This is a genomic window from Corynebacterium sp. sy017, from assembly GCF_017918135.1.
In the GTDB taxonomy this organism is placed as follows: domain Bacteria; phylum Actinomycetota; class Actinomycetes; order Mycobacteriales; family Mycobacteriaceae; genus Corynebacterium.
The window spans coordinates 475,037-497,399 of sequence record NZ_RZUE01000001.1 but is presented as its reverse complement, the minus strand read 5'-3'; the positions used below and the strand labels follow the sequence as shown (position 1 = coordinate 497,399).

At 46.6% G+C, this 22,363-nt stretch carries 20 protein-coding genes; 15 read left to right on the top strand and 5 right to left on the bottom strand.

The genetic code is table 11. From position 1 onward, the window contains the following. Positions 1–46: 46 nt before the first annotated feature. The 4 genes from EML15_RS02255 to EML15_RS02240 all read left to right on the top strand — a co-directional run bounded on the left by EML15_RS02255 (position 47) and on the right by EML15_RS02240 (position 3,336). Positions 47–1,111 (top strand): acyltransferase family protein, encoded by a 1,065-nt coding sequence (locus EML15_RS02255; protein ID WP_144273216.1) that lies wholly within the window; start codon positions 47–49, stop codon positions 1,109–1,111. Positions 1,112–1,122: 11 nt separating this feature from the next. Further along, entirely contained in the window at positions 1,123–1,302 is a 180-nt protein-coding gene (locus EML15_RS02250; protein WP_144273215.1) for a hypothetical protein, read from the top strand. 13 nt (positions 1,303–1,315) lie between these two features. Beyond that, complete coding sequence (locus tag EML15_RS02245) at positions 1,316–1,852, top strand: polyadenylate-specific 3'-exoribonuclease AS (RefSeq protein WP_144273214.1); 537 nt, start codon at positions 1,316–1,318, stop codon at positions 1,850–1,852. A 95-nt stretch (positions 1,853–1,947) separates the two neighbouring features. After that, positions 1,948–3,336: a 3-deoxy-7-phosphoheptulonate synthase class II gene (locus EML15_RS02240; RefSeq protein WP_144273213.1), complete on the top strand. Its 1,389-nt coding sequence runs from the start codon at positions 1,948–1,950 to the stop codon at positions 3,334–3,336. A gap of 110 nt (positions 3,337–3,446) precedes the next feature. Here the strand turns inward: EML15_RS02240 and EML15_RS02235 are convergent, their stop codons facing one another. Together EML15_RS02235 and pknB are read right to left on the bottom strand one after the other, a co-directional pair. Beyond that, complete coding sequence (locus EML15_RS02235; protein ID WP_185967141.1) at positions 3,447–4,601, bottom strand: glycosyltransferase 87 family protein; 1,155 nt, start codon at positions 4,599–4,601, stop codon at positions 3,447–3,449. Further along, positions 4,591–6,804, bottom strand: a complete 2,214-nt coding sequence (pknB, locus tag EML15_RS02230; protein WP_144273211.1) for a Stk1 family PASTA domain-containing Ser/Thr kinase — start codon at positions 6,802–6,804, stop codon at positions 4,591–4,593. The genes EML15_RS02235 and pknB overlap by 11 nt, the downstream gene beginning before the upstream one ends. Positions 6,805–6,936: 132 nt before the next feature. Here pknB and EML15_RS02225 point away from each other — a divergent pair, with 132 nt between their 5' ends. Further along, positions 6,937–7,326, top strand: a complete 390-nt coding sequence (locus EML15_RS02225) for an Rv2175c family DNA-binding protein (protein WP_168195061.1) — start codon at positions 6,937–6,939, stop codon at positions 7,324–7,326. Here EML15_RS02225 and EML15_RS02220 read toward each other — a convergent pair. After that, on the bottom strand, positions 7,323–8,819 hold the full coding sequence (locus EML15_RS02220; RefSeq protein WP_185967140.1) for an alpha-(1->6)-mannopyranosyltransferase A: 1,497 nt from the start codon (positions 8,817–8,819) through the stop codon (positions 7,323–7,325). The two genes, EML15_RS02225 and EML15_RS02220, sit on opposite strands and share 4 nt — an antisense overlap. Before the next feature lie 36 nt (positions 8,820–8,855). After that, positions 8,856–9,956 (bottom strand): polyprenyl synthetase family protein, encoded by a 1,101-nt coding sequence (locus tag EML15_RS02215; protein WP_144273209.1) that lies wholly within the window; start codon positions 9,954–9,956, stop codon positions 8,856–8,858. A gap of 151 nt (positions 9,957–10,107) precedes the next feature. On the opposite strand from EML15_RS02215, the gene EML15_RS02210 reads away from it, so the two are divergent. Beyond that, positions 10,108–11,082: a methylenetetrahydrofolate reductase gene (locus EML15_RS02210; RefSeq protein WP_144273208.1), complete on the top strand. Its 975-nt coding sequence runs from the start codon at positions 10,108–10,110 to the stop codon at positions 11,080–11,082. A 67-nt stretch (positions 11,083–11,149) separates the two neighbouring features. Here the strand turns inward: EML15_RS02210 and EML15_RS02205 are convergent, their stop codons facing one another. Further along, complete coding sequence (locus EML15_RS02205) at positions 11,150–11,824, bottom strand: GNAT family N-acetyltransferase (RefSeq protein ID WP_144273207.1); 675 nt, start codon at positions 11,822–11,824, stop codon at positions 11,150–11,152. Between the two features lie 13 nt (positions 11,825–11,837). Here EML15_RS02205 and EML15_RS02200 point away from each other — a divergent pair, with 13 nt between their 5' ends. The 9 genes from EML15_RS02200 to mraY all read left to right on the top strand — a co-directional run bounded on the left by EML15_RS02200 (position 11,838) and on the right by mraY (position 22,352). Further along, positions 11,838–12,341, top strand: a complete 504-nt coding sequence (locus EML15_RS02200; protein WP_144273206.1) for an SAV_6107 family HEPN domain-containing protein — start codon at positions 11,838–11,840, stop codon at positions 12,339–12,341. A 127-nt stretch (positions 12,342–12,468) separates the two neighbouring features. After that, a complete protein-coding gene (locus EML15_RS02195) occupies positions 12,469–12,858 on the top strand; it encodes a DUF3040 domain-containing protein (RefSeq protein WP_144273205.1) in 390 nt (129 codons plus the stop codon). Between the two features lie 525 nt (positions 12,859–13,383). Next, positions 13,384–13,815, top strand: coding sequence for a division/cell wall cluster transcriptional repressor MraZ (mraZ, locus tag EML15_RS02190; RefSeq protein WP_144273204.1), 432 nt, complete (start codon positions 13,384–13,386; stop codon positions 13,813–13,815). Positions 13,816–14,016: 201 nt separating this feature from the next. Then, positions 14,017–15,081 carry a 16S rRNA (cytosine(1402)-N(4))-methyltransferase RsmH gene (rsmH, locus tag EML15_RS02185; protein WP_144273203.1) on the top strand — a complete coding sequence of 355 codons (1,065 nt, stop codon included), beginning with the start codon at positions 14,017–14,019 and terminating at the stop codon, positions 15,079–15,081. 34 nt (positions 15,082–15,115) lie between these two features. After that, positions 15,116–15,892: a hypothetical protein gene (locus tag EML15_RS02180; RefSeq protein ID WP_246858059.1), complete on the top strand. Its 777-nt coding sequence runs from the start codon at positions 15,116–15,118 to the stop codon at positions 15,890–15,892. A 246-nt stretch (positions 15,893–16,138) separates the two neighbouring features. Then, positions 16,139–18,019 carry a penicillin-binding protein 2 gene (locus tag EML15_RS02175; protein ID WP_144273458.1) on the top strand — a complete coding sequence of 627 codons (1,881 nt, stop codon included), beginning with the start codon at positions 16,139–16,141 and terminating at the stop codon, positions 18,017–18,019. Between the two features lie 57 nt (positions 18,020–18,076). After that, positions 18,077–19,621: a UDP-N-acetylmuramoyl-L-alanyl-D-glutamate--2,6-diaminopimelate ligase gene (locus tag EML15_RS02170; protein ID WP_144273202.1), complete on the top strand. Its 1,545-nt coding sequence runs from the start codon at positions 18,077–18,079 to the stop codon at positions 19,619–19,621. Beyond that, positions 19,614–21,131 (top strand): UDP-N-acetylmuramoyl-tripeptide--D-alanyl-D-alanine ligase, encoded by a 1,518-nt coding sequence (gene murF / locus EML15_RS02165; protein ID WP_144273201.1) that lies wholly within the window; start codon positions 19,614–19,616, stop codon positions 21,129–21,131. Before EML15_RS02170 ends, murF begins: the two co-directional genes overlap by 8 nt. A gap of 114 nt (positions 21,132–21,245) precedes the next feature. Beyond that, positions 21,246–22,352 carry a phospho-N-acetylmuramoyl-pentapeptide-transferase gene (gene mraY, locus EML15_RS02160; protein ID WP_144273200.1) on the top strand — a complete coding sequence of 369 codons (1,107 nt, stop codon included), beginning with the start codon at positions 21,246–21,248 and terminating at the stop codon, positions 22,350–22,352. Positions 22,353–22,363 lie beyond the last annotated feature (11 nt).

Here is a 22,363-nt window from a genome sequence, read left to right as displayed (position 1 = left end):
GCTGAACTTTTAACAGTGGACAGTAAAGAAAAACCAGAGGGAAAATATGGCGCAACGGTTAGCATGGCCTGATATTGCTCGTGGGCTATCTATTTTTGGAGTCGTCATCTTACACGTGACGTTAGCTGTTCCCAATGGAGCCCAAACCCAACTTTTTTATTACAACGGGTTATTTGGTTTGCTGAGAATGCCAGTATTCTTTCTTGTTGCTGGTTTTTTTGCACGCAAAGCACTCGGTATGACTCTTGGGGAAGTCATACGAAAACGCCTATGGTTTCTTCTCGTTCCCTATTTCATTTGGGCACCTGTGGAACTGTGGACAAAACAACAAGAGATGCACTATGGCATGGGCAACGAGATGCCTTCATTATTTTTTTATATATGGCATATCCTGTGCGGGCAAAATACCTACTGGTTTCTTTATGCACTAGCCATTTATACATTCATCCTATGCGCTAGTAAGCATTTACAGCGCAAAGGCAAAATTGTGCTACTGATCTGTGCAATCATCACCCCCAGCATTGTGGAATACTATGCCATCGTTAATGAGCAGTCTTCTCTCTTACCGATAATCGCTAATTTCAGTTATCTCGCAGTATTTCTTCTAGGTGCTTATCTGCGCCCAATTATCGAGCGCTACGCTGCTACTGCATTGAGTATTTCTGGGATTGGCATTGCACTTGCAAGCCTTGCTCTCGGCATTGTTCTTGGCTGGAACGACATCGTCTATGGCGGTTTTAGTCAGCAGATTATCCAGACGATTTTGTTTATCCCAAGTGCAATTGCCCTTTCAGTTTTATTGAGCAAAGTATCGGTGCTCAGTACCTGTATTCAATTCGTCGGGCGCAATACGTTGGTGGTGTATCTAGGACATCAGCTGGCTCTTACCTTGGTCTTTGGTTTTCTCTTCCGTTATCGTGGTTTTGCTTTTAGTTTAGAAGCAGATAATCTCGTCGACAGTACATATTTTTGGATCGTGCTATGCACTGTAGTTGCCTTTGGCGGCGGTGTGGTCATGCATTGGCTCAGCAAAGTCCCTGTTATCGGATGGACAATTAAACCTCCAGCATTACCAGTGCGAAACTACCCAAAAACCATTCCAAACGCCTAAACTGAACAATTATGCGTAAAAGAGTGATAGCAGCTGCTGCATTATTGGTGCTTTACATCATTCTGGCAGCTTTGGATATATATGGAGAAGTAGTAGCACCGTTTTTCTGCATAGCTATTGCTTTATTGCTATTTTTGCCAGTGCGCAAAGAACATAGTGTGTATCATGATCCTTCAACTAGACAACGCTAGGTAGGTCGTCGTAATGCGTTATTTTTATGACACAGAGTTTATTGAAGATGGACACACTATTGAGCTGGTGTCCATTGGTGTCGTTGCAGAAGACGGCCGAGAATACTACGCAGTGTCTACCCAGGCAAATCACGCAAAAGCTAATAAGTGGGTACGAGATAATGTGCTGGATAAGTTGCCCAATCCCTCCGACCCGGCGTGGCGTGATCTCCACACAATTCGTCAGGATCTTATTGAATTTTTCCGAGCAGGAGTAGCTACAGGGGGAGCTGCTGCATCATCCCCAGTGCAACTATGGGCATGGGTGGGAGCCTATGACCATGTTGTTTTAGCACAATTATGGGGTGATATGTCTGGTTTGCCATCGTTTATCCCGCGTTATACTCATGAACTCAAGCAGTATTGGGAAATGGCAGGAAAACCCCCATTACCGCATACCCCATCAGGCAATCATGATGCTTTGGTTGATGCACGTCATAATCGAGAGAAATTTCGTTGCTGCGCCCAAAAACTACCCTTGAGCATGAATAATGTAGTTCTTGGCATATAAGTGGGTGGAGCTGTGTCAAGTGTGAAATAGCTGATTGTGCCCAATAATATTCTGTCGATTTCGTTGGAGCTGGTCGACATGATAGACATAAGAGTGTGAGTTGGACAGTAGATATCCCTAAAGAAGCCCTGCCAGATTTACCTCCGTTGCCAGGTGCAATGCAAACACAATTTGAGGATGTTATTTCTCGTGACGCGAAACAACAGCCTACGTGGGACGCTGATGTTGCCGCTAATGTTCGCAAGATTCTTGAATCAGTGCCTCCCATTGTGGTTGCTCCTGAAGTTACCAGGCTCAAGAAACAGCTTGCCGACGTCGCTAATGGCAAAGCATTTCTCCTTCAAGGTGGCGATTGCGCAGAAACATTTGAGTCCAATACTGAGCCGCATATTAGAGCAAACATTAAGACATTGCTCCAAATGGCAGTAGTGCTTACTTATGGAGCGTCTACACCTGTAGTGAAAATGGCGCGTATCGCTGGTCAATACGCAAAGCCTCGTTCTTCTAATCTCGACGGCAATGGTTTGCCAAATTACCGTGGTGATATTGTCAATAGCGTTGAGGCTACACCCGAAGCTCGTCGTCACGACCCTGCCCGAATGATCCGCGCTTATGCTAATTCTTCAGCGGCAATGAACTTGGTTCGTGCTTTGACTAATTCTGGAACAGCAGATCTTAATCGCTTAACGGAATGGAATCGTAAATTCGTTGCTGATTCCCCAGCGGGTGCTCGCTATGAAGCATTAGCAAAGGAAATCGAGCGTGGTTTGCAGTTCATGGGTGCTTGTGGAGTATCTGACGATACGCTGCGTTCAGCGGATATTTTCGCATCTCATGAGGCACTTTTGGTCGATTATGAGCGTGCCATGTTACGCCTTGCGACCAATGAAGAAGGCAAGACAGAACTCTATGATCTTTCCGCCCACCAATTGTGGATTGGCGAACGCACTCGTGGCATTGAGGATTTCCATGTGAACTTTGCAGCAATGATTGCTAATCCTATTGGCATAAAGATCGGTCCTACAATCACTCCAGACGAAGCCGTTGCTTATGCTGAGAAACTCAATCCTGAGCGTGAACCTGGTCGGCTTACTATGGTTGCCCGCATGGGACACGATAAAGTTCGCTCTGTGCTGCCTGGTATTGTGCAAGCAGTAGAAAAAGAAGGACATAAGGTCATTTGGCAGTCTGACCCTATGCACGGTAATACGTTCACCGCTTCTAACGGTTATAAGACTCGTCATTTCGACAAGGTTATTGACGAAGTACAGGGCTTCTTCGAGGTTCATCGAGCTTTGGGCACACACCCAGGTGGCATTCACATTGAATTGACTGGTGAAAATGTTACCGAGTGCCTTGGTGGTGCAGAAGATATTACCGATGTCGATTTGCCAGGACGCTATGAGTCTGCGTGTGATCCGCGCCTGAATACTCAGCAATCATTAGAGCTGTCTTTCCTTGTGGCAGAAATGCTGCGCAACTAAAATTTCGTGATAATCCTAAACCCTGATTCTAGGAGAGTCATAAGCACTATATAAGCTGGGGAGAGCCATAATTTTTTATGGTTCTCCCCAGAGCTTATTTCCAGTAGATTTTAGTGCGCGGTTGCCACCTTAGGCAGACGCAGTGTTATGCACAAAATAACCAATGCAAAAATAACATAGTGCGCACCAAGCACTTGCTGCCACAGTGCCCATTCTGACTCTACGCCACCAGTTTGCGGTAAATAGTAGTGGAAGGGGAACACAATCGCAGCCAGCACACCCCATATCGCTAACCCACGATAGTTATAGATAAAGAGCACGATCACAGTAGGTACTAACCACACCCAGTGATGTGACCAGCTCACTGGAGAAACACATAAGCAAGCTAGCGCAATAGCAATAATCGCTAGGAGCGGTTTTTGCGCCACAGTTGCGCGTCGAGCAGCGAAAAAAGCTAATGCGGTAATTGCCACACATACGATCAGCCACACTAATTGACTATCGACGGTTCGTGCATTGATTCCTGAGATGGAAACATTTTTCGCATACTCTGGATTACCGATTCTGTTTGCATGAAAGACAACGCTGGTGAAGTATTGAATGCTTGTTGCAGGGTGACATATGAAAGCAAGCGCACTGGCGCCGAGAAAACCACCGATGACTCCTAGTGCGCCTTTCCACTGCGCTCGTGCTAAGAAATAAAGCCCAAAATATGCTGGGGTGAGCTTAATTGCAGCAGCAACACCAATGAGAATACCGCGAGGAAGTTTAGGAATAAGACCGGTGATATCAATAATCACTAATGTCATAAGAATGAGATTGATCTGTCCAAACTGGAAAGTCTCATGAACCGGCTCAAAAACGAGAGCCACAGGCAAGCACCACAGTGCCCATAACCAGGGTTTTTTAATATCAGCCGTACGCAAGATAGCACCCATGCTCAGCCACAGGCAAAGCGCGGACACCACAGTGAGGAGGGTTTCAGCGCCAACTTGACCTAAAAATGCAAAAGGAATAAAGAATAAAGCACCAAAAGGAGGATAGGTAAAAGGTAAGTTAATCAGCCGCGTGGCATAGTCCTTGTTGTAGAGCTCACCTTCACCTAAGAACTCAATCGCACCTAGTCTATATACATCGGTGTCAATGAGATAACGGATAAAATCCTCTTTGCCTCGCATGATATAAGCAATAATGCCGCAAGAGATAATGGTGGCGGTTATTGTGATAAGTCGAGTGCGTGTGGCAGATAGTGTGTTAATTTGCATGAAGTGTGATTTCCGTTCCTTCTTGGGCAGAATTGCTAACAATAAAACTGGTAGGTGATTGCCAGTAGACTTTGGCATTAGGTTTTGTCGATCCCTTCACCGTAGCGCTAAAGCCTGCGTCGCTAAGAATTTGTTTCGCTTCTTTTACCGTTTTTCCTACCACATTCGGTATCTCTACTTCACCTACGAGAATGAGAGTTACATTAGAGTTCGCTGGATCAAGCAGAGATTGTGCTTCAGGACTGGTGCCTACGACAGTATCTTTAGACTCACCAACCGCACTCGTAGAACGGGTAACTTGTTCTACGGTCACTCCTGCTTTAGCAAGACGTTTCTTCGCCTCTGATTCACTCAACCCAGATACATCAGGCACTTCAATAGCAGTGGATACTTTGAGCGTTACTGCAGATTTCTTCGGCAACATGGTGCCAGCAGGGGGATCTGTTTCGATGACGTGATCATTAGCAAAACGCGGGGAGAACTCTTTGACCACAGTAACGGATAAACCAAGATTTTCTAATTCTTCTATGGCGTCTTTGCTCTCTTTATCTTCAAGGCTTGGCACATTTACTGGAGCAGCACCTTTAGAAGTATAAACTGTGACAGTGGAATCTGTAGGTACAGTTTCTCCTGGTTGAGGATCTGTGCGGATGATATTACCTTCGGGAATGGTATCGCTATATTCTTGGATACCGGTAACCAGTTTGAGCGTACGCTCTTCTAATAGTGGCCGGTAAGCTGCAATTGTATTCGTATTTGGTATTGCTGGAACCGTAGGCTGACCACGTGAGATAAGCACTGTAATGTCTTTTCCCCGTACTGCGCGTTCGCCACTGGCAGGATTAGTCCCTACAGAGTGATGTGCTTCAATATCATTGTTATACACATCAGATGTGGTTACGCTAAACCCTGCTTGTTCGATCGTGGCGACAGCTTGGTTTTCTTCCATACCCAATACTTGCGGGATTTCTCCATATCGTCCTGAACCGAACCACCAGGCTCCCACAGCTACTGCTGCAGTAAATAATAAGACGGTAATCAACCATGCGATGAAACCAGTTTTGCTGCGATTGCTCAACGTTGGTGTATGCGCGTTCGTATTGGTGGATACCACAGCCTCACTTTGATCCGCAAAATGAGCGCTTTCGACGCCATAGCCAGCAGCAGTAGAGGCATGAGCATCCATACTTGGGAAAACCTGAGTTTCATGTGGTTGTTCTGCTTGAGGCAATGCAGTGGTGCGTGCCGTAGGTTCAGAGCCAGGTCGGTTGATATCCGTGGTGAATAAGTCTGTGTGAGCAGTTGATGATAGTTGTTCGGAAGCGCGATGTGCAGCAGAATTAACTGGAACTGGAATAGTGAACTCAGGGAGGTTGAGCGCAGTAGAAATATCGTCGAGAGCGTGTAAAAACTCGGTAGCATCAACAAAGCGTTCATCAGGATTGCGTGCTGTTGCGGTGGCGACAAGGTCGTCAAAAAGTTTTGGCACGCCGTCGATAAGCGAACTAGGAGCGGGCACATCTGACTCAAGACGGGCATAGGCATGAGAGATTTGGGTATCGCCTTGGAAAGGAGTCTGCCCAGTAAGAAGCTCGAATAACAAGATACCAGCAGAATAGACATCAGAGCGAGCACTGATATCATCCCCGGTGACTTGCTCCGGAGATAGATAGGAGACAGTACCGACGATCTGTGTTGATGTGGCGGTACTTGCTGACGCAGCACGTACTAAACCAAAATCCGCTAATTTAACCTGATGATCTGCATTGATTAGCACGTTATCCGGTTTAATATCTCGATGCACCATCCCTGCTTGATGCGCAACGGATAACCCAGTGAGTACACTGCGCAGTACCGCTGCAGCGGCATGGGCAGGCATCGGACCACGTTCTGCTAGTAGCTCACGCAATGTGCCACCTGTAATAAGCTCCATGATGAGGAAGATATGTTCTCCTTGGCTCGAGAAATCATATACCCCAACCAAACACGGGTGGCTCAGTTTGGCCATGGACTGTGCTTCTCGCTTAAAACGCTGCGTGAAGATAGGGTCATGGGCGTACTTATCATCCATGACTTTGGCGGCGACATATCGAGCCAAGCGAGTGTCTATACAACGATAAACTGTGGACATACCGCCGCGAGCAATCGGAGCTTCAATCTGATAGCGTCCTTCAAGTACATCTCCTACCTGTAACATCGTCATGGCTATAAGTATGGTCGAAATTGCGTATTATTCCCAACTCACACGACACAGCAGAACCATTTGCGTAGGTATGTGAAGAACTATTCTCAACTATTCTTACAGAAAACGCAGAACACGATAGAATAAGTAAGCGTGAACACATATGATAGAACTCCTGTCAATGTCCAAGCCCATTTAGCGCACGTTCTAGCCGGTGAAACACTACTGACAGTGCCGGAATATGCACAGCGTATTGGCGTGCCAGTCACAAAAGTTTTTCATCTACTCAATGACCATAAACTCATTTCCTTAAAGCTAGAGAAAGTCCAAAAAATCCCAGAGGCTTTCATTGCTGCAAAAGGAAACACGAATAGTTTTGTTCCAGGTGTTATTGCTCTGTTAGCAGATGGCGGCTATAGCGACGAGGAAATTTTTTCCTATCTCTTCACCGAAGATGATTCCTTACCAGGTCGCCCTATCGACGCATTGCATGGGCATTTGGCACGTGAAGTGATGCGTCGAGCGCAAGCGTTGGCGTTTTAACCTGTAGTTTGTTGGCCTTGGTGCTTATATGGGGTAAGAAAAATCCAATGCACTGCCCAGCAAGCAAGAATGCTTACGATAATCATCCACAGTGGTTGGTAGAACTGGTGGTTGCCGCCACCAGTAAAAGAAAGCGCAATAATAATAGAAAAACCAATAATAAGTTTTTTAGCCCATTTAGGTGCATGGATAACGCCAAAGAGAGTAAGAATACTTGCGTAATACCACGGTAGGGTTACTGAATTAAAAATAAATACACAGCAGTAAGCAACAGTGATACCGCGTAGAATAGCCAGTTTAGAAGTGCGGAAATATATCCAACTTGCTATTACTCCGATGAGCAAGAACGCCATCGATACAAGACGGATAACTGCTAACACTTTGTTATACGGGAAGTCAGGTATCCATACACTAAAAATAGAACTGATGATGCCACTGAGAAATGAGGGGAAAGCAAGTGGGTTAATTACTTTGGTATTGCCAGTCAGTTCCGCAATCCAACCCCAGGTTGCGCCAGAGAGCATCGTGATGATGTAAAGCGTTGCCAAGCATAAGAACACACCAGTGATGGAGCTAATAAAGAAAGCCAGTATTTTCTGGCGTAAGTTATCACGTCGAAGTACAGCAAGCCAAATGAGAAAAGGCAAGGCTAGGGCAGCAGTAGCTTTGAGCGCCATTGCAATAGAGATAATCACTATTCCGAGGTAAAGGTTATTTTTAAGTGCTAGATAAATACCTAGACTTACTAATCCAACCATGACTGACTCATTATGCATTCCGCCGACGAGATGGAATACGATCACAGGATTGAGCACCCCAATCCAGAGTGCATAGCTAGGTTGCACATTAAATAATAGAGCGATACGTGCAATGGAGAAAGCAATAAGCGCAAAGCCGGCTAAGGAAATGATCTTAAAAAGAAAAAGCCCAAGTGTTAGGTTATCGCCGACGACACGAGTGATTAATGACCCGAGGTATAGATGGAGCGGACCATAAGGGGTGGTGGTATTGCGCCAGTCTGGGGATACCTCTACTAGATACACACCTGGATTAGCTGCAGCACCTTGGGTATATGGGTCAAAGCCTTTTTCTAAAAGTTTTCCTTGCATGAGATAGGAATAGACATCTCGACTCATAAGGGGACTGGCAAAGGAAAGTGGAAAAACCCACCACAACATGATGCGATAAATTTTCGTGACAGGAAACTCAATGTTGCGGTGAATCAGGTTGCGTCCTAATACCAGCCACGCAATGACAAAAAGAAAGATCCCGATCCAAAGAAAGACGTTACAGATAAGTGAACCATGTCCAAAAGTGAAAAAGTTTAAGCCAAAACGATCAAGAATTCCGCCATGATTACGAGTAGCACCTGCGCCAAAGGAAGAAAGCATGATGATACAGCTGGCAATAATGCCTAATGTATAAGGGGAAAGATGAGAAAAACAGCGGAAAAGACGTTGCCCCCACCAAGACTGTGTGGCGGTTTTTCTCACAGATGAGCTGTGGTTTAGCGTGTGCATGGTTGTCCTTTAGGTGCGTCGTGCCGTGGCGCGATGGGCTAATTGTATAAGAGCGTCACGACCACCTGGTGCTAAGTCGCATTGTTCTAGATGAGTGATACCGGATTCGGTAAGGGAGCTAATGAGTTGCTCCATATGTTCTTCAACGCCAGTGTCTCTGAGCGTTTGAGCTAATTGGGCGATATCTTCTGCTTCAGTTACCTGACCGAGATGGGTTCGGATATAGTCACTTCGTTGTGGATCGAGGGTTAGTGCAGTGGCAATAAGTACCGTACGCTTGCCTTCACGTAGATCATCACCAGCAGGTTTTCCTGTTATGGTGGGGTCGCCAAAAACTCCGAGCAGATCGTCGCGAAGCTGAAAAGCGATGCCAATGTCTTGTCCGTATGCTCTCAAGGCAGCAATGGTTTTTTCTGACGCACCTGCTAGTGCAGCACCAATATGGAGTGGACGCTCTATGGTGTATGCAGCGGTTTTATAGCGATTGACATTGTGTGCTCGGTCAATGGATTCATCGGCTGAATGTTCATTGATGATGTCGAGTAATTGTCCGCCAATAACTTCTGTGCGCATTGCCTCCCAGGGGATGCGGGCGCGAGTGAGTGCGTCAGTGGGAAGATTCGTGGAGTGAAACATATCATCTGCCCATACCATAGCCATATCCCCGATAAGGATAGAAAGACTGGCGCCAAAATGTTGGCTCGATCCTGACCACCTGCGCTGGTTGTGTATGTTTTCTGCTTGACGGTGCACGGTAGGGTGGCCGCGTCGTGTATCAGAAGAATCAATATAATCATCGTGGATGAGGGCACAGGCTTGGATAAACTCAAGGCTACTCACTGCCTGAAGAACTGCTTGTGGTGTGAATTCTGTGCGTTCCCAACCGTAGGAGCTGCTAAAACCAACCCAAGCATACATGGGGCGGATGCGTTTACCGCCGTTGAGTACATAGTTTTTCAGAATGGACATTGCCTCAACCACAGGTGAGCCAATTTTAGTGATCTCATTCCAGCGATGCTGAAAATAGTCGTTCAGACAGCGTTCTACATGGCGAGGTAATTGCTCAAAAGAAAAAGGTGAGCTAGAAAGCTCGCTGGTAGAAAAAGTCATGCAAAATCCTTGTGCTGAAACTGATGTAGAGAGTGCTCTACGAATGGGTTTTCACGCTCTATTATCGCTTGTTTGTCAGCTACAGTTCAATTCTTTTCATATTTGCCAAAGTAGTTTTCTTTCTTGGAGTAAAGCTCAATAAGATACTGTCATGTCTTTTTCCTCGGTTCCTGCTTCTTATCAACGCACCATTACAGATGTTATCTCCACAGTAAACCCTGGCAGAGTTCCTTTTTCCGTGGAGTTTATGCCACCGAGAGATGACGCGGCAGAGCAGAGGTTGTGGAAAGCGGCAGAGGTGTTTCATGATCTTGGAGCTGCTTTTGTATCAGTGACGTATGGAGCAGGTGGGTCGTCGCGAGAAAGAACAACGCGCATTGCTCATGAACTTGCTCATCACCCACTTACGACGTTGGTGCATCTTACATTGGTTAATCACACAGAAGAAGAATTAGTGTCGATTTTGACTGAATATGCGCAGGCAGGTTTGTCTAATTTATTAGCATTGCGTGGTGATCCGCCGGGAGCTGATCCGCTAGGGCCGTGGACGAAGACACCAGGGGGATATGAATATGCGCAGGAGTTGATTGAGCTTACTCGACGGTTGCCGCAAACGCAGCATTTTCAAGTGGGTATTGCTTCTTTTCCTGAGGGGCATTTTCGTGCGCCATCTTTGGCAGCTGATACTGAAGTGACGCTAGCAAAATTACGTGCGGGTGCTGAGTTTTCGATCACTCAGATGTTTTTTGATGTGGAATACTACCTACGGTTGCGTGATCGTTTGCTCAAAGCTGATTCGGAACATGGTGCCAAACCGATTATTCCAGGAATAATGCCTATCACCAGTATGCGTAGTTTGGCGCGACAAACCGAGCTTTCTGGTGCGCATGTGCCATCGCGGGTGCATGAGCAGCTTAGGCGTGCGGCAGAATGTGGCGGTGATGATGAGGTGCGTAAAGTGGGTATTGAATTGAGCACTCTTATGGCAGAGCGATTAATTGCTGAAGGCGCGCCTGATCTGCATTTTATGACGCTTAACTTTGCTAGGGCGACCCAAGAGGTATTGCATAATCTAGGAATGGCACCTGCTTGGGGTGCAGCTTTGGGGCATGATGCTGTGCGCTAGTTGGTCAAGCCGTGCGAACTGCGATTGCTGAGGATTACTGAGGATTACTGAAGATTACTGCGGCAGCTTAATAGTCCAATGGCAGTGGGGTATGCAGGATAGCAAACGGTCGGTTATCGCCAGTGAAGAGGAAATGACGCAGAAAATCTGTGCAGCCAAGTCGTCGATAAAGCCGAAAAGCAGCGTTATTTTCTGCTGGTACTTCTGGGGTGGACAATAATAAGTGTTTGGCGTTGATTTTGTTTGCACAACAAGCTAGGCGAGTGAAAAGTTCTTGACCAATGCCTTGCCCTTGAGCTTGCGGGGCGACGTGTATCTCTGCTAACTCAAAAAAACTGTTAAGAATTTTTTTCCGGATCAAAAATTCGTGATCGCTCATTCCTTTCTCTGTATAAAATTGTGCGATACCTCGATCGATTTCTGCTCCCCACCAATGATGAGTAGTAGCGCGATATCCATAGGCTATTCCAAGAATTGAGGTATCGTCATGGGCTAATATCGCATGGAAACCTGGTTCCATACTGTCTTTATGCCAGTGAAGTACTCGTTGTTTCTTGATGGATGGATCGTACTCCATAGCTGCGATATACACATCAACAAGATGTGGAGTGAGACTGAAGAATTGGTTTCTACTGAGCAGGTCATAGTGTATAGCCACATTAGATAATCTAATCGCTTTATTTTTTCTTCGCTTTCGACGGTCAGGCTCACCTTTTTCATCTTTTAGAACAAATGTTCGCATATGGGTGTATGCTATGTCGCAAGGGGTAGGTAGGTTAGTGCTTGCTCAAGATGATAAAGATCAAATTATGGAGGTCATGATGTCGGTAGTACAGATGGAAACAAAGAAAGTTTCATCGAGTGGTTACTCTAAAATGCCAAAGCATAGGGCTTTTCTGTTGAAGGCTTATGGTCTATTGAAAGAGGCACAAGATAAATATGATTCTGAAGAATATGATGCAGCGCTAGAATCTGCTTATCGGTGTGCATTGCGGGTGGCTGGTGCCAAGGTGTCTTTGTCTCGTATTGCTCGGCGGTCGCGTAAACCGCAAAGCGCTTGGCTGCAATTGCAGCTCGTTGATGATGTGGGTCGAGAATGGGCAAAGAAATTTTCTGCTTACTCGCGCATTCGTTCGCGCGTAGCTAGTGGGATGGAATATGGTGTTTCGCCGCTTTTAGTGGAAGAGCTTATGGCTCTTGTGCGAGATTTCCTGTGGGAGGTGGAGTACGAGGCCGGGGAGCTTATGCTGGCAGCTTAAAATGGGAAGTGAGATTTTTCTTTTTCTGGCGTGATAATGAGTGGGAACTTTATAATTGTTTTTAGCGTTATCGTATGTAGCTGCAACATAAAGCTGCTAGAACACTTTATTCCCAGAGGAGAGCAAAATGTCACTGTCGGAACAGGAACAGCAGGCATTGCGTGAGATTGAACGTTCACTTATGGCAGAGGATCCAAAGTTTAGTGCCTCTGTCATGTCTGATAATGAGTCTCACGGTTCTGGTATGCAGTTATCGCTGAGGGGGATAGCGATTGTTGTTGTTGGATTGCTCATGCTCGTTGGGGGTGTGGCATTGAGTCCTTCTTCTACATGGTTTGTTGTACTGAGCATTATTGGCTTTTTGGTCATGCTTGCGGGTGGAATCTGGATGCTTCACGGTGGTGGATCTGCTGCTATTAGCAGGGGATCTATGGCATCGAAAACTGCTAAACCTCGTTCTTCAAGTGGCCTAGGGCAGCGTATGGAAAATAATTTTCACCGCCGATTTGAGGCATAGACCTGAGGTAGTAGAAAATGCTCGGCAGCCTGGTGCTGCCGAGCATTTTCTTATCTTGGCTCATGTGAACTTTATAGAGGTGCGGGGATATATGATTTAGAATTCCCCACTTTCCCCCACATATTTATATGACTTAAGGGTATGTGGGGCTATGTTCTGTATTTTCTTGGGTTCGGTGCGCTTTACTTGGTCTTTTTAAGAGGTGATCCACCTTCCATATCGTTGTGTAAAAAAGATATCAAAGTGGCAATAGTTACTTATGTGACATAATTAAACCTTTGATGTCTCATGCGTTAAATGGATAGAGCATGGCGCCCCACGATGGGTTTGGTGGAGAAAAACCTGTTCAATGCGCTTTTTGTAATATATTTTTGAGTAAATATGCCTCATTTACCTGTCTAAGTGTTGAAAGTGGGGGAAAGTGGGGTAATGTGGGCAGTGGTGAAATTTTATACGTGAAATGCGTAGGGGTGACACCTAAAGAAAATGCTCAGTGGTTGTTGATTGTTTTGGAGGTGGGTGCCAATGTTTCTTGGTACATACACGCCAAAACTTGATGACAAAGGGCGTTTAACGCTTCCTGCAAAATTTCGGGAGAAATTAGCAGGCGGATTAATGGTTACTAAGGGGCAAGATCACTCTTTAGCGGTATATCCCCGTGAGGAGTTTGCAGCAAGAGCGCGGAAAGCGGCAAAAGTTTCTCGCACCAATCCTGCTGCACGTGCTTTCATTCGTAATCTTGCCGCTAGTGCTGATGAGCAAAATCTTGATGGTCAAGGTCGCATTAGTCTATCGGTGGCTCACCGAGAATATGCGGGTTTGAGCAAAGAGTGCGTGGTCATTGGTTCGGTTGATTTTCTGGAAATTTGGGATGCGCAAGCCTGGCAAAACTACCAGCAAGAAACGGAAGCTGATTTCTCTGCAGCCGAAGAAGATATGCTGGGGGATTTTCTTTAATTTATTCAGTTCATCGACCACATCGACACTAAGAACGATGGACGTATGAACTCCGTTTGAGCGAAAAGTTCTGGCATACTTCCCCGATGCCAGAGCCAAAACACTTGAGCGGGGTTTCTATGCTCGTCGTTCGCTTTAACTGCTAAACCCACAAAACAATCAAGTAGCTGCAAAGGCTAGCGCAATATGGAAGGAGGGAAAATGACCGTACCACACGATAGGCAAGATGAATATCAAGGTGAACGTCGCAGTGATGTGACGTATGATCTTGCGTCAAACCACGGTCATGTTCCTGTGTTGCGTGAACGCATGGCTCAGCTACTTGCCCCTGGTGTGGAAAAAACCCTTGCCGCACAGGACACCGCAGTGATTCTCGACGGCACCCTAGGTGCTGGTGGTCACACCGAGTATTTCCTCAACAGATTTCCCAAGCTAAGCGTCATAGGTCTGGATCGAGATACACGATCGCTAGATCAAGCAAAGCAGAGACTTTCTGCTTTCGGCGATCGTTTTCTGGGAGTGCATTGCCGCTTTGATCACTTTATGACTGCACTTGAACATAGTGCACACCCATTAGCGCAGCATACGCTCGAGCATGGTTTTGCGGGGGCTCTTTTTGATTTAGGTGTTTCTTCTATGCAGCTCGATCAAGTTGAGCGAGGTTTTGCGTATCGGGTCGACGCTCCTTTGGATATGCGCATGGATGATACTTTGCCGCTTAGTGCTGCTGATGTTCTTAACACCTATTCGCATGGCGAACTAGCGCGAGTGCTTAAGAACTACGGTGATGAACGCTTTGCGGGGAAAATTGCCTCCGCTGTTATTCGTGAGCGTGAAAAGACCCCGTTCAGTACTTCTGCACGCTTGGTTGAATTGCTTTACCAGACCATTCCTGCAGCTGCTCGACGTACAGGCGGACATCCTGCCAAACGCACTTTCCAAGCATTGCGTATCGAAGTTAATCGGGAATTAGAAGCGATTGAGAATGTCATTCCGGTGATCGTCGAAAAGCTCTTGCCAGGTGCGCGGGCAGTATTTATGTCTTATCAATCCTTGGAAGACAAAATTGTGAAACGGCATTTCCGTGAGTTCACTACGTCTAAAACCCCTCAGGGATTACCTATGGATTTGCCTGGTATGGGGGCACGTTTTCGGTTAGTGACTCGTGGTGCGGAAAAAGCCACAGAAGAAGAAATAGCCGAAAATCCTCGGGCGGCTCCAGTTCGAGTACGAGCCATTGAAAAACTGGAAATCGAGAAACCTTAACCAAAGTAATAACTAGAAGAACGGAGCAAGACAGATGACTATGACACAGGGGCGTTATCAGCAGTCAGCACGCTACTCCCATGTCTCACGAGACTATAGTGCTCAGACAGTGGGAGGCGTGGGCACACTTGCTCCGCTACGACATACACCAGAGCGTTCGACACCGCGTAGTGGGGTGCGGACTCTACCACGTCCGCATCGTGAACCACGACTATTGCAGAAAAAAGCTGGTTCCCGTCAGCAATTTAGTTATCGCGGTAGACGGATTGTAGAGAAGAAGAAAACCGATCCGCATACAGTACGTTTCTTGATCGCTATCACTGGTTTGTTGATTGCTGGCGTATTCATGTCAATGATGTTTTCTGGTTGGACCACAACGGCTTCTTTTGAGCTGCAAAAACTAACAAGCAAGGAAAAGACTCTCGATAACCAAATCGAAACATTAAATCGTGATATTGAACAAGCCTCGGCAACAGCGGAAATTGCTCGGCGTGCCCAAGAGATGAAATTGGTGGTACCGCAACAAGCTGGAGTACTGGCCGCAGATGAGCATGGAGCTATCGTCGAACAGCGACCAGCTGAGCAAGATACCCGCCCTATTATTGATGTCAATGGTAATCCAGTACGTGCCAGCGGAGCGACGAGTGATCCAGCAGCTACCCGAGAAGTAGGTGGTAACCTTAATGCTGTACCTGGTGCTGGAGCAAATAGTGGAACTGCAATTGCAGGGGTTGCTCCTTATGCGGCACATACTACTGCTAGCACTGATACTGCCGCTGGTACTGTGGAATCCCCACGCATGAGTAACTAATAGTAGGAACTAATTTTGCCTGGCAAAAATGATGAATCGTTTTATCCTAGACGTGCTTTGAGGGATCGTGAAGGCGCGTCACCCCACTCATCATCAACTCGCGCGTATGCTGATAGGCATTATCGCGATTACACACGAAAAAACTTTGTCCACGAGAATGGTTCTATGTCCCGCCGCTACCCAGAACAAGAACGAGAGCTAGGTCTGAAGCGTCGTTTTAATAATGCCGAAGAATACAACGCGCATATGCAACGACAGCAGACCATTAAGCGTATTCGCTTTGTTGGTATCGCAGCATTGTTTGCAGTAGTGGTTCTGCTCATTCGTCTCGCATTAGTGCAGCTATGGTGGGGTCCAGATCTATCTGCATTGGCACAGGAACAACGTACGCGTTCTTATACTGAAACAGCGCGTCGAGGTGCAATTTTGGATCGTAATGCAAAAGAGCTTGCTTATACGATGAAAGCCCGATCATTGACTGTATCGCCAAAGCAACTGCGAGAAGAACTGCGTTACACCGCTGATGTGGAAGTGCAGAAGAATAAGGATTTATCTGGTTTGCGAGGGCAAGCGCGGGAAGAAAAAATTAGTGAGTTAGTTTCTTCGTACTTAGAAAAGTATGCCAAGGAAATACCAGAGCTTATTGGTGAGGCAAATGCTAGTGCAATGCAAGTAGACTCCGAGGAAATACTCGATAAGCTGCACGCAGACACGTCGTATGAAGTGCTTGTCCGTAATGTCGATCCTGATATTGCAGAAGAAATAGCGAAAAAATATCACGGTATTGCAGCAGATATGCAGCTTATTCGACAGTATCCCAATGGAGCTATAGGCGAAAATATCATCGGCAAAGTAGATCATGAGGGTGCTGGTCAATATGGTTTTGAGGCATCGAATGATTCATTGCTTGCTGGTATCGACGGGCACAGCACCATGGATGTTTCGGTGAATGGGCAAGAAATACCAGGTACCTTGCGTGATGAAGTGCCTCCTACCGACGGGGCTAATATCACGTTAACGCTTGATTTAGACACACAAACCTATGTGCAACAGCAACTTGAACAAGCCGTGGTGAATTCCGGCGCAAAAGGTGGTCAAGCAGTGGTGCTTGATAGTGCTACTGGTCAGGTGCTTGCCATGGCAAATTCCGGCACTATCGACCCTATGGGGGATATTGAAAAGCAATTAGCTCAAGGAAAAGATTTTGGTAACTCCACGATTAGTGAGCCATTTGAGCCGGGGTCAGTAGCAAAAATTATTACCGCTGCAGGAGTGATCGAAGATCATCTCAGCACTCCCGATGAAGTTCTGCAAGTACCAGGCAGCATTGATATGGCGGGAGTTACGGTACACGATGCGTGGTCCCACTCGACCACAGGATTTACCACAACAGGTATTTTCGGTAAATCCTCTAATGTTGGCACGCTGATGTTAGCACAACGTCTTGGCGAGGATCGTTTTGCCCAATTGCTGCACGACTTTGGTATTGGCCAAAACACCAATATCGAGCTCCCATATGAATCTTCTGGCTTATTGCCGCAACGATCACAATGGTCAGGTGGTACATTTGCAAATTTGCCAATTGGTCAAGGTATGAGCTGGTCTTTGCTGCAAATGGCAAGTGTGTATCAAACTCTTGCTAATGGTGGTTTGCGTATTGAACCAAGAATTATTGCTGAGGTCAAAGATGCGCAAGGAAACATTGTGGAACAGCCAGAGCCAAAGAAAGTACAAGTTGTTTCCCCACAGACTGCGCGAACAGTAGTAGATATGTTTAGAGCTGTTATCCAAAAAGACCCAAGTGGTTTACAACAAGGAACCGCTTATGATGCAGTTCTTGAAGGCTATCAGCTATCCGGTAAAACAGGTACTGCACAACAAATTGACGAAAATACAGGTGCGTATTCCAACTCGAATTATTGGATCACCTTTGCTGGAATTGCGCCAGCTGATAATCCACGCTTTGTCGTGGCGTTAGAACTAGATAGACCTCAGCGTGGAGTACACGGTCAAGGCGGGCAATCGGCAGCACCGTTATTCAAGGATATTGCCTCATGGTTGCTCGATAAAGAGAATGTGCCGCTATCAGCACCGATGGAAGGACAGTTGATATTGCAGACTGGATAAAACACGGGAAATTCCGTATTGCAATCTGAGTGTTTTATAAGGTTTAAGGAGAAAAGAATGTCCACATCATTATCGCATTTGTGCGAACTTGCCGGTGGCGTATTACATAATGTTGAGCACGATGCAGCCGAGGCACTGACCATTAGCGACATTGGTCTTGATTCCACAACCTTAGCGCCACAGGCACTTTTTGCTGCTTTGCCTGGAACCTCAAGGCATGGGGCAGTTTTTGCAGCAGATACTCAAGCAGCAGCAGTGCTTACCGACGCACAAGGAGCAGAGATTATTTCTGCTGCTGGTCTAGCAATGCCACTGATTGTCGTCGATAATGTGCGTACTGTGCTCGGTAAAGTATCTGCAGCTGTGTATGATTATCCGTCACAGGAATTAACCATCATTGGGGTAACTGGTACCAGCGGTAAGACTACAACGAGTTACTTATTAGAAGCCGGGTTAATGGCAGCTGGTGCCCATGTGGGACTCATCGGCACCACTGGTACTCGCATCAATGGGCAAGCAATTCCCACCAGTTTGACCACACCAGAGGCACCCACATTACAGGCGTTGTTTAGACGCATGGTTAATGAAGGCGTAAGCCATGTAGTAATGGAAGTATCTTCTCATGCTTTAGTGCTTGGGCGGGTGTCTGGTACGGAGTTTGATGCAGCTGGTTTTAGTAATCTTTCTCAAGATCATCTTGATTTCCACGAAACAATGGAAGAATACTTTAGTGCTAAAGCCCTCTTCTTCGACCCAGATTCTGCACTTCATGCACAGAAATCTGTGATTTGTGTCGATGATCAGTGGGGGGAAAAGATGGCAGCTCTTGCCAGTGCACCGATGCGCGTAGGACTTGATACATATGCGCATGATGAACCACTTGATCTCGTAGCTTGTGACATCAAGAGTTCTGTGCAAGGAACCCAGCGTTTTAGCTTGAAAGACAATGTGCACAACCGCATTTACTCAGTTGAGCTGCCTCTTCCCGGATTGTTCAATGTAGCCAACGCCACCTTGGCATGCGGATTGGCATTGGCAGTAGGAATTGATCCTCATGCCTTCCTCCAAGGTGTTTCTCAGGTATCCGTACCAGGTAGAATGCAAAAAATTGACTGTGGTCAAGATTTTCTTGCAGTAGTAGATTATGCGCACAAACCAGCAGCGGTAGCAGCCGTGTTAGATACAGTACGTGCCCAAATTACTGGTCGGTTAGCTGTAGTCGTGGGAGCTGGTGGTGATAGAGATGCTGCCAAACGCCCCATCATGGGACAAGAAGCAGCCCAGCGTGCAGATTATGTCATCATCACTGATGATAATCCACGCTCCGAGCCACCTGCAGCGATTAGACAAGCGGTCCTTGAAGGCGCTTATAACGGACAAAGGCAACGTCGTGAAGCTGGTGAGGAAGTGACAGTAGCGGAAATAGGGGATAGGCGCGAGGCAATTGCGGCGGCAATATCGTGGGCGCGTACGGGAGACGCTGTGGTTATTGCTGGTAAAGGTCATGAGGTGGGACAGCTTATCAATGGCGTGAATCATCATTTCAGCGATAGTGAAGAAGTAACTGCAGCATTACACCAGAGGGAGAAAAATAATGCTTAATCTTACTCTTGGTGAGATTGCGCGCATTGTGGGCGGTACAGTTCACGGTGATCCTGAGATCACCATTACTGGCGCAGTTGAATTTGATTCACGCAAAATCAACCAAGGAGATCTCTTTGTGGCTCTTGGTGGAACGCGTGTTGATGGTCATGACTTTGCGGTGGCGGCACAAGAAAAAGGTGCCCATGCTACTTTAGCTTTTCGACCGGTTGAGACTCCGGCAGTGCTTGTTCCTGCGCTCAAGGAGTACAGCACTGATAGTTATGCTACAGAACATGATCGTGATGGGTCAGTTGCTGCGGTACTAGCGGCACTAGGAAAATTGGCTCGCTATGTCGTCGATACCCTAGCGCAAGAACACCATACACATACTGGTTGCCAAACAGCACTCACTGTCATTGGAGTAACGGGTTCAGCGGGAAAAACCTCCACAAAAGATATGATGGCAAGTATTTTTTCGGCACAAGCTCCTACAGTGGCGCCACCTGGATCTTTTAATAATGAAGTGGGGCATCCCTACACAGTTTTGCGCTGTAACCAAGATACTCAGTACTTAATAGCAGAGCTTTCTGCTCGCGGTATTGGACACGTGGCACATTTAGCTGCGATTGCCCCACCACATATTGGTGTGGTGCTCAATGTCGGCAGTGCACATCTGGGACAATTCGGCAGCCGTGCGACGATTGCCCAAGCTAAAGGAGAGCTTGTTGAAGCATTAGCTGATACCGGTAGTGCTATCTTGAATGCTGATGATGAGTATGTTGTGGCAATGGCACAACGAACAAAAGCACGCGTGCTGTATTTTTCTGCAACAGGACAAAAAGAAATAATCCAAGGAGATTCTCAAATCGCCGTGGATTTTTATGCTACCGACGTCACTCTCGACGAATTAGCCAGACCACAATTCCAACTCCATGTTCTAGGACAAGCTCCTCGCAAAGTACATCTTGCTGTGCATGGTAAACATCAAGTGGCTAATGCGCTTGCCGCAATTGCTGCAGCATATGCTGCAGGAATAAGCACAGAGCAAGCACTTAAAGCATTAGAACAGCACCACAATCTTTCTGCGCACCGCATGGATGTACGGCTGCGAGAAGATAATGTCATGATTATCAATGATGCTTATAATGCCAATCCCGAGTCGATGAAAGCAGGCATCGAAGCCTTAATCAGTGCTGCTCGCCATCGAGAAAACGCGCGTTCATGGGCAGTATTGGGGGCAATGGGTGAGCTTGGTGATGATGCCGATACAGCACATCGACTATTGGGAGAGTTTATTGCTCAAGTCGGCGTCGATAAGCTCATGGTTGTGGGTGATAATGATCAGGTTGCAGCACTCGCTGAGTCTGCCGGTACACATGGTGTGGACACTGTGCGCGTGGCAGATAATGCACAGGCTATTGCTACTTTGACTACCCAATTGGCGGCAGGGGATGTAGTGCTGCTTAAAGCCTCTCATGCGGCGCAATTGTGGACCATTGGACAGGGGATTGCAGATTCTCCTGGATAGGCACGATGACAACAGCAAAGTGTAGTGGAGTGTTATGTGGGTAGTGGTTTCAACTACCCGTATAATCTGATAGTTAGCTTAAATTTTTAGTGAGAAGTAGCAGGTGATGAGGCAGTGGGGCAAATAATTATTGCAGGTGCCGTGGGTTTTTTGGTATCAATTTTTCTTACGCCGGTGCTTATTCGACGCTTTAGCGAGCAAGGTTTAGGGCAAGAAATTAGAGAAGAAGGCCCTGCCTCACACTTGCGTAAACGTGGTACCCCAACAATGGGCGGTATTGCCATCATTGCCGGTATTTTTACTTCGTATTGTGTAGCAAGCACGTATGGGTTACTCACTGGTGGGCAAGGTTTTCGAGCTTCTGGCCTATTAGTATTAGGACTCACCTTAGCTCTTGGCGCTTTGGGGTTTGCCGATGACTTTATCAAGCTCTATAAAGAACGCAATCTTGGCTTAAACAAAAAAGCAAAGCTCATTGGGCAATTCGTTGCTGCCATTGCCTTTGGGTTACTTGTCCTGTGCTTTCCGGATGACAGCGGTTTGACTCCTGGCTCGCAAAAACTTTCTTTTGTGCGTGATATTGACACAATTGATCTTGCTGTGGGGGGCGGAGTAATTGGCGTGATCGTCTTTCTCATTTTCATGTATTTTTTGGTATCAGCGTGGTCCAATGCAGTGAATCTCACTGATGGTCTAGATGGCTTAGCTGCTGGTATTAGCACAATAGTATTGACGGTGTACCTGGCAATTACATTTTGGCAGCACAATAATTCTTGTTCTGCACAGCCAGCACTGGGCTGCTATGACGTGCGTGATCCATTGGATCTCGCAGTGCTATGCGCCGGTGGATTGGGTGCTTGCATTGGCTTTTTGTGGTGGAATGCGGCACCTGCAAAAATTTTCATGGGCGACACCGGTTCTTTGGCATTGGGCGGTTTAGTTGCTGGATTATCTGTTGTTTCTCGTACTGAAGTGCTCATGATTATTATTGGCGCTATTTTTGTCATCGAAGTTATTTCTGTGGTCATTCAGATTTTTGGTTTTAGAACTCGTGGTATTCGAGTATTTCGCATGGCGCCCATTCATCATCATTTCGAGAATGGTGGTTGGGCGGAAACTACAGTGGTGATTCGCTTTTGGATCATCAGCATTGTATGTGCCTTAATTGGTGCCGCATTATTCTTTGGCAATTGGGTGCACCTTGCTGGTATTGCTTCATAACCTCACGTCGT

What these genes read in the sequence shown, in the direction of transcription:
- EML15_RS02200 (WP_144273206.1), top strand. Translation starts at nt 11,838, where the DNA reads ATGTCGCAAGGGGTAGGTAGGTTAGTGCTTGCTCAAGATGATAAAGAT.
- EML15_RS02205 (WP_144273207.1), bottom strand. Translation starts at nt 11,824, where the DNA reads ATGCGAACATTTGTTCTAAAAGATGAAAAAGGTGAGCCTGACCGTCGA.
- EML15_RS02250 (WP_144273215.1), top strand. Translation starts at nt 1,123, where the DNA reads ATGCGTAAAAGAGTGATAGCAGCTGCTGCATTATTGGTGCTTTACATC.
- EML15_RS02180 (WP_246858059.1), top strand. Translation starts at nt 15,116, where the DNA reads ATGACTATGACACAGGGGCGTTATCAGCAGTCAGCACGCTACTCCCAT.
- EML15_RS02255 (WP_144273216.1), top strand. Translation starts at nt 47, where the DNA reads ATGGCGCAACGGTTAGCATGGCCTGATATTGCTCGTGGGCTATCTATT.
- EML15_RS02235 (WP_185967141.1), bottom strand. Translation starts at nt 4,601, where the DNA reads ATGCAAATTAACACACTATCTGCCACACGCACTCGACTTATCACAATA.
- rsmH (WP_144273203.1), top strand. Translation starts at nt 14,017, where the DNA reads ATGACCGTACCACACGATAGGCAAGATGAATATCAAGGTGAACGTCGC.
- EML15_RS02245 (WP_144273214.1), top strand. Translation starts at nt 1,316, where the DNA reads ATGCGTTATTTTTATGACACAGAGTTTATTGAAGATGGACACACTATT.
- EML15_RS02195 (WP_144273205.1), top strand. Translation starts at nt 12,469, where the DNA reads ATGTCACTGTCGGAACAGGAACAGCAGGCATTGCGTGAGATTGAACGT.
- EML15_RS02170 (WP_144273202.1), top strand. Translation starts at nt 18,077, where the DNA reads ATGTCCACATCATTATCGCATTTGTGCGAACTTGCCGGTGGCGTATTA.
- mraZ (WP_144273204.1), top strand. Translation starts at nt 13,384, where the DNA reads ATGTTTCTTGGTACATACACGCCAAAACTTGATGACAAAGGGCGTTTA.
- EML15_RS02175 (WP_144273458.1), top strand. Translation starts at nt 16,139, where the DNA reads ATGCAACGACAGCAGACCATTAAGCGTATTCGCTTTGTTGGTATCGCA.
- murF (WP_144273201.1), top strand. Translation starts at nt 19,614, where the DNA reads ATGCTTAATCTTACTCTTGGTGAGATTGCGCGCATTGTGGGCGGTACA.
- pknB (WP_144273211.1), bottom strand. Translation starts at nt 6,804, where the DNA reads ATGACGATGTTACAGGTAGGAGATGTACTTGAAGGACGCTATCAGATT.
- EML15_RS02210 (WP_144273208.1), top strand. Translation starts at nt 10,108, where the DNA reads ATGTCTTTTTCCTCGGTTCCTGCTTCTTATCAACGCACCATTACAGAT.
- EML15_RS02215 (WP_144273209.1), bottom strand. Translation starts at nt 9,956, where the DNA reads ATGACTTTTTCTACCAGCGAGCTTTCTAGCTCACCTTTTTCTTTTGAG.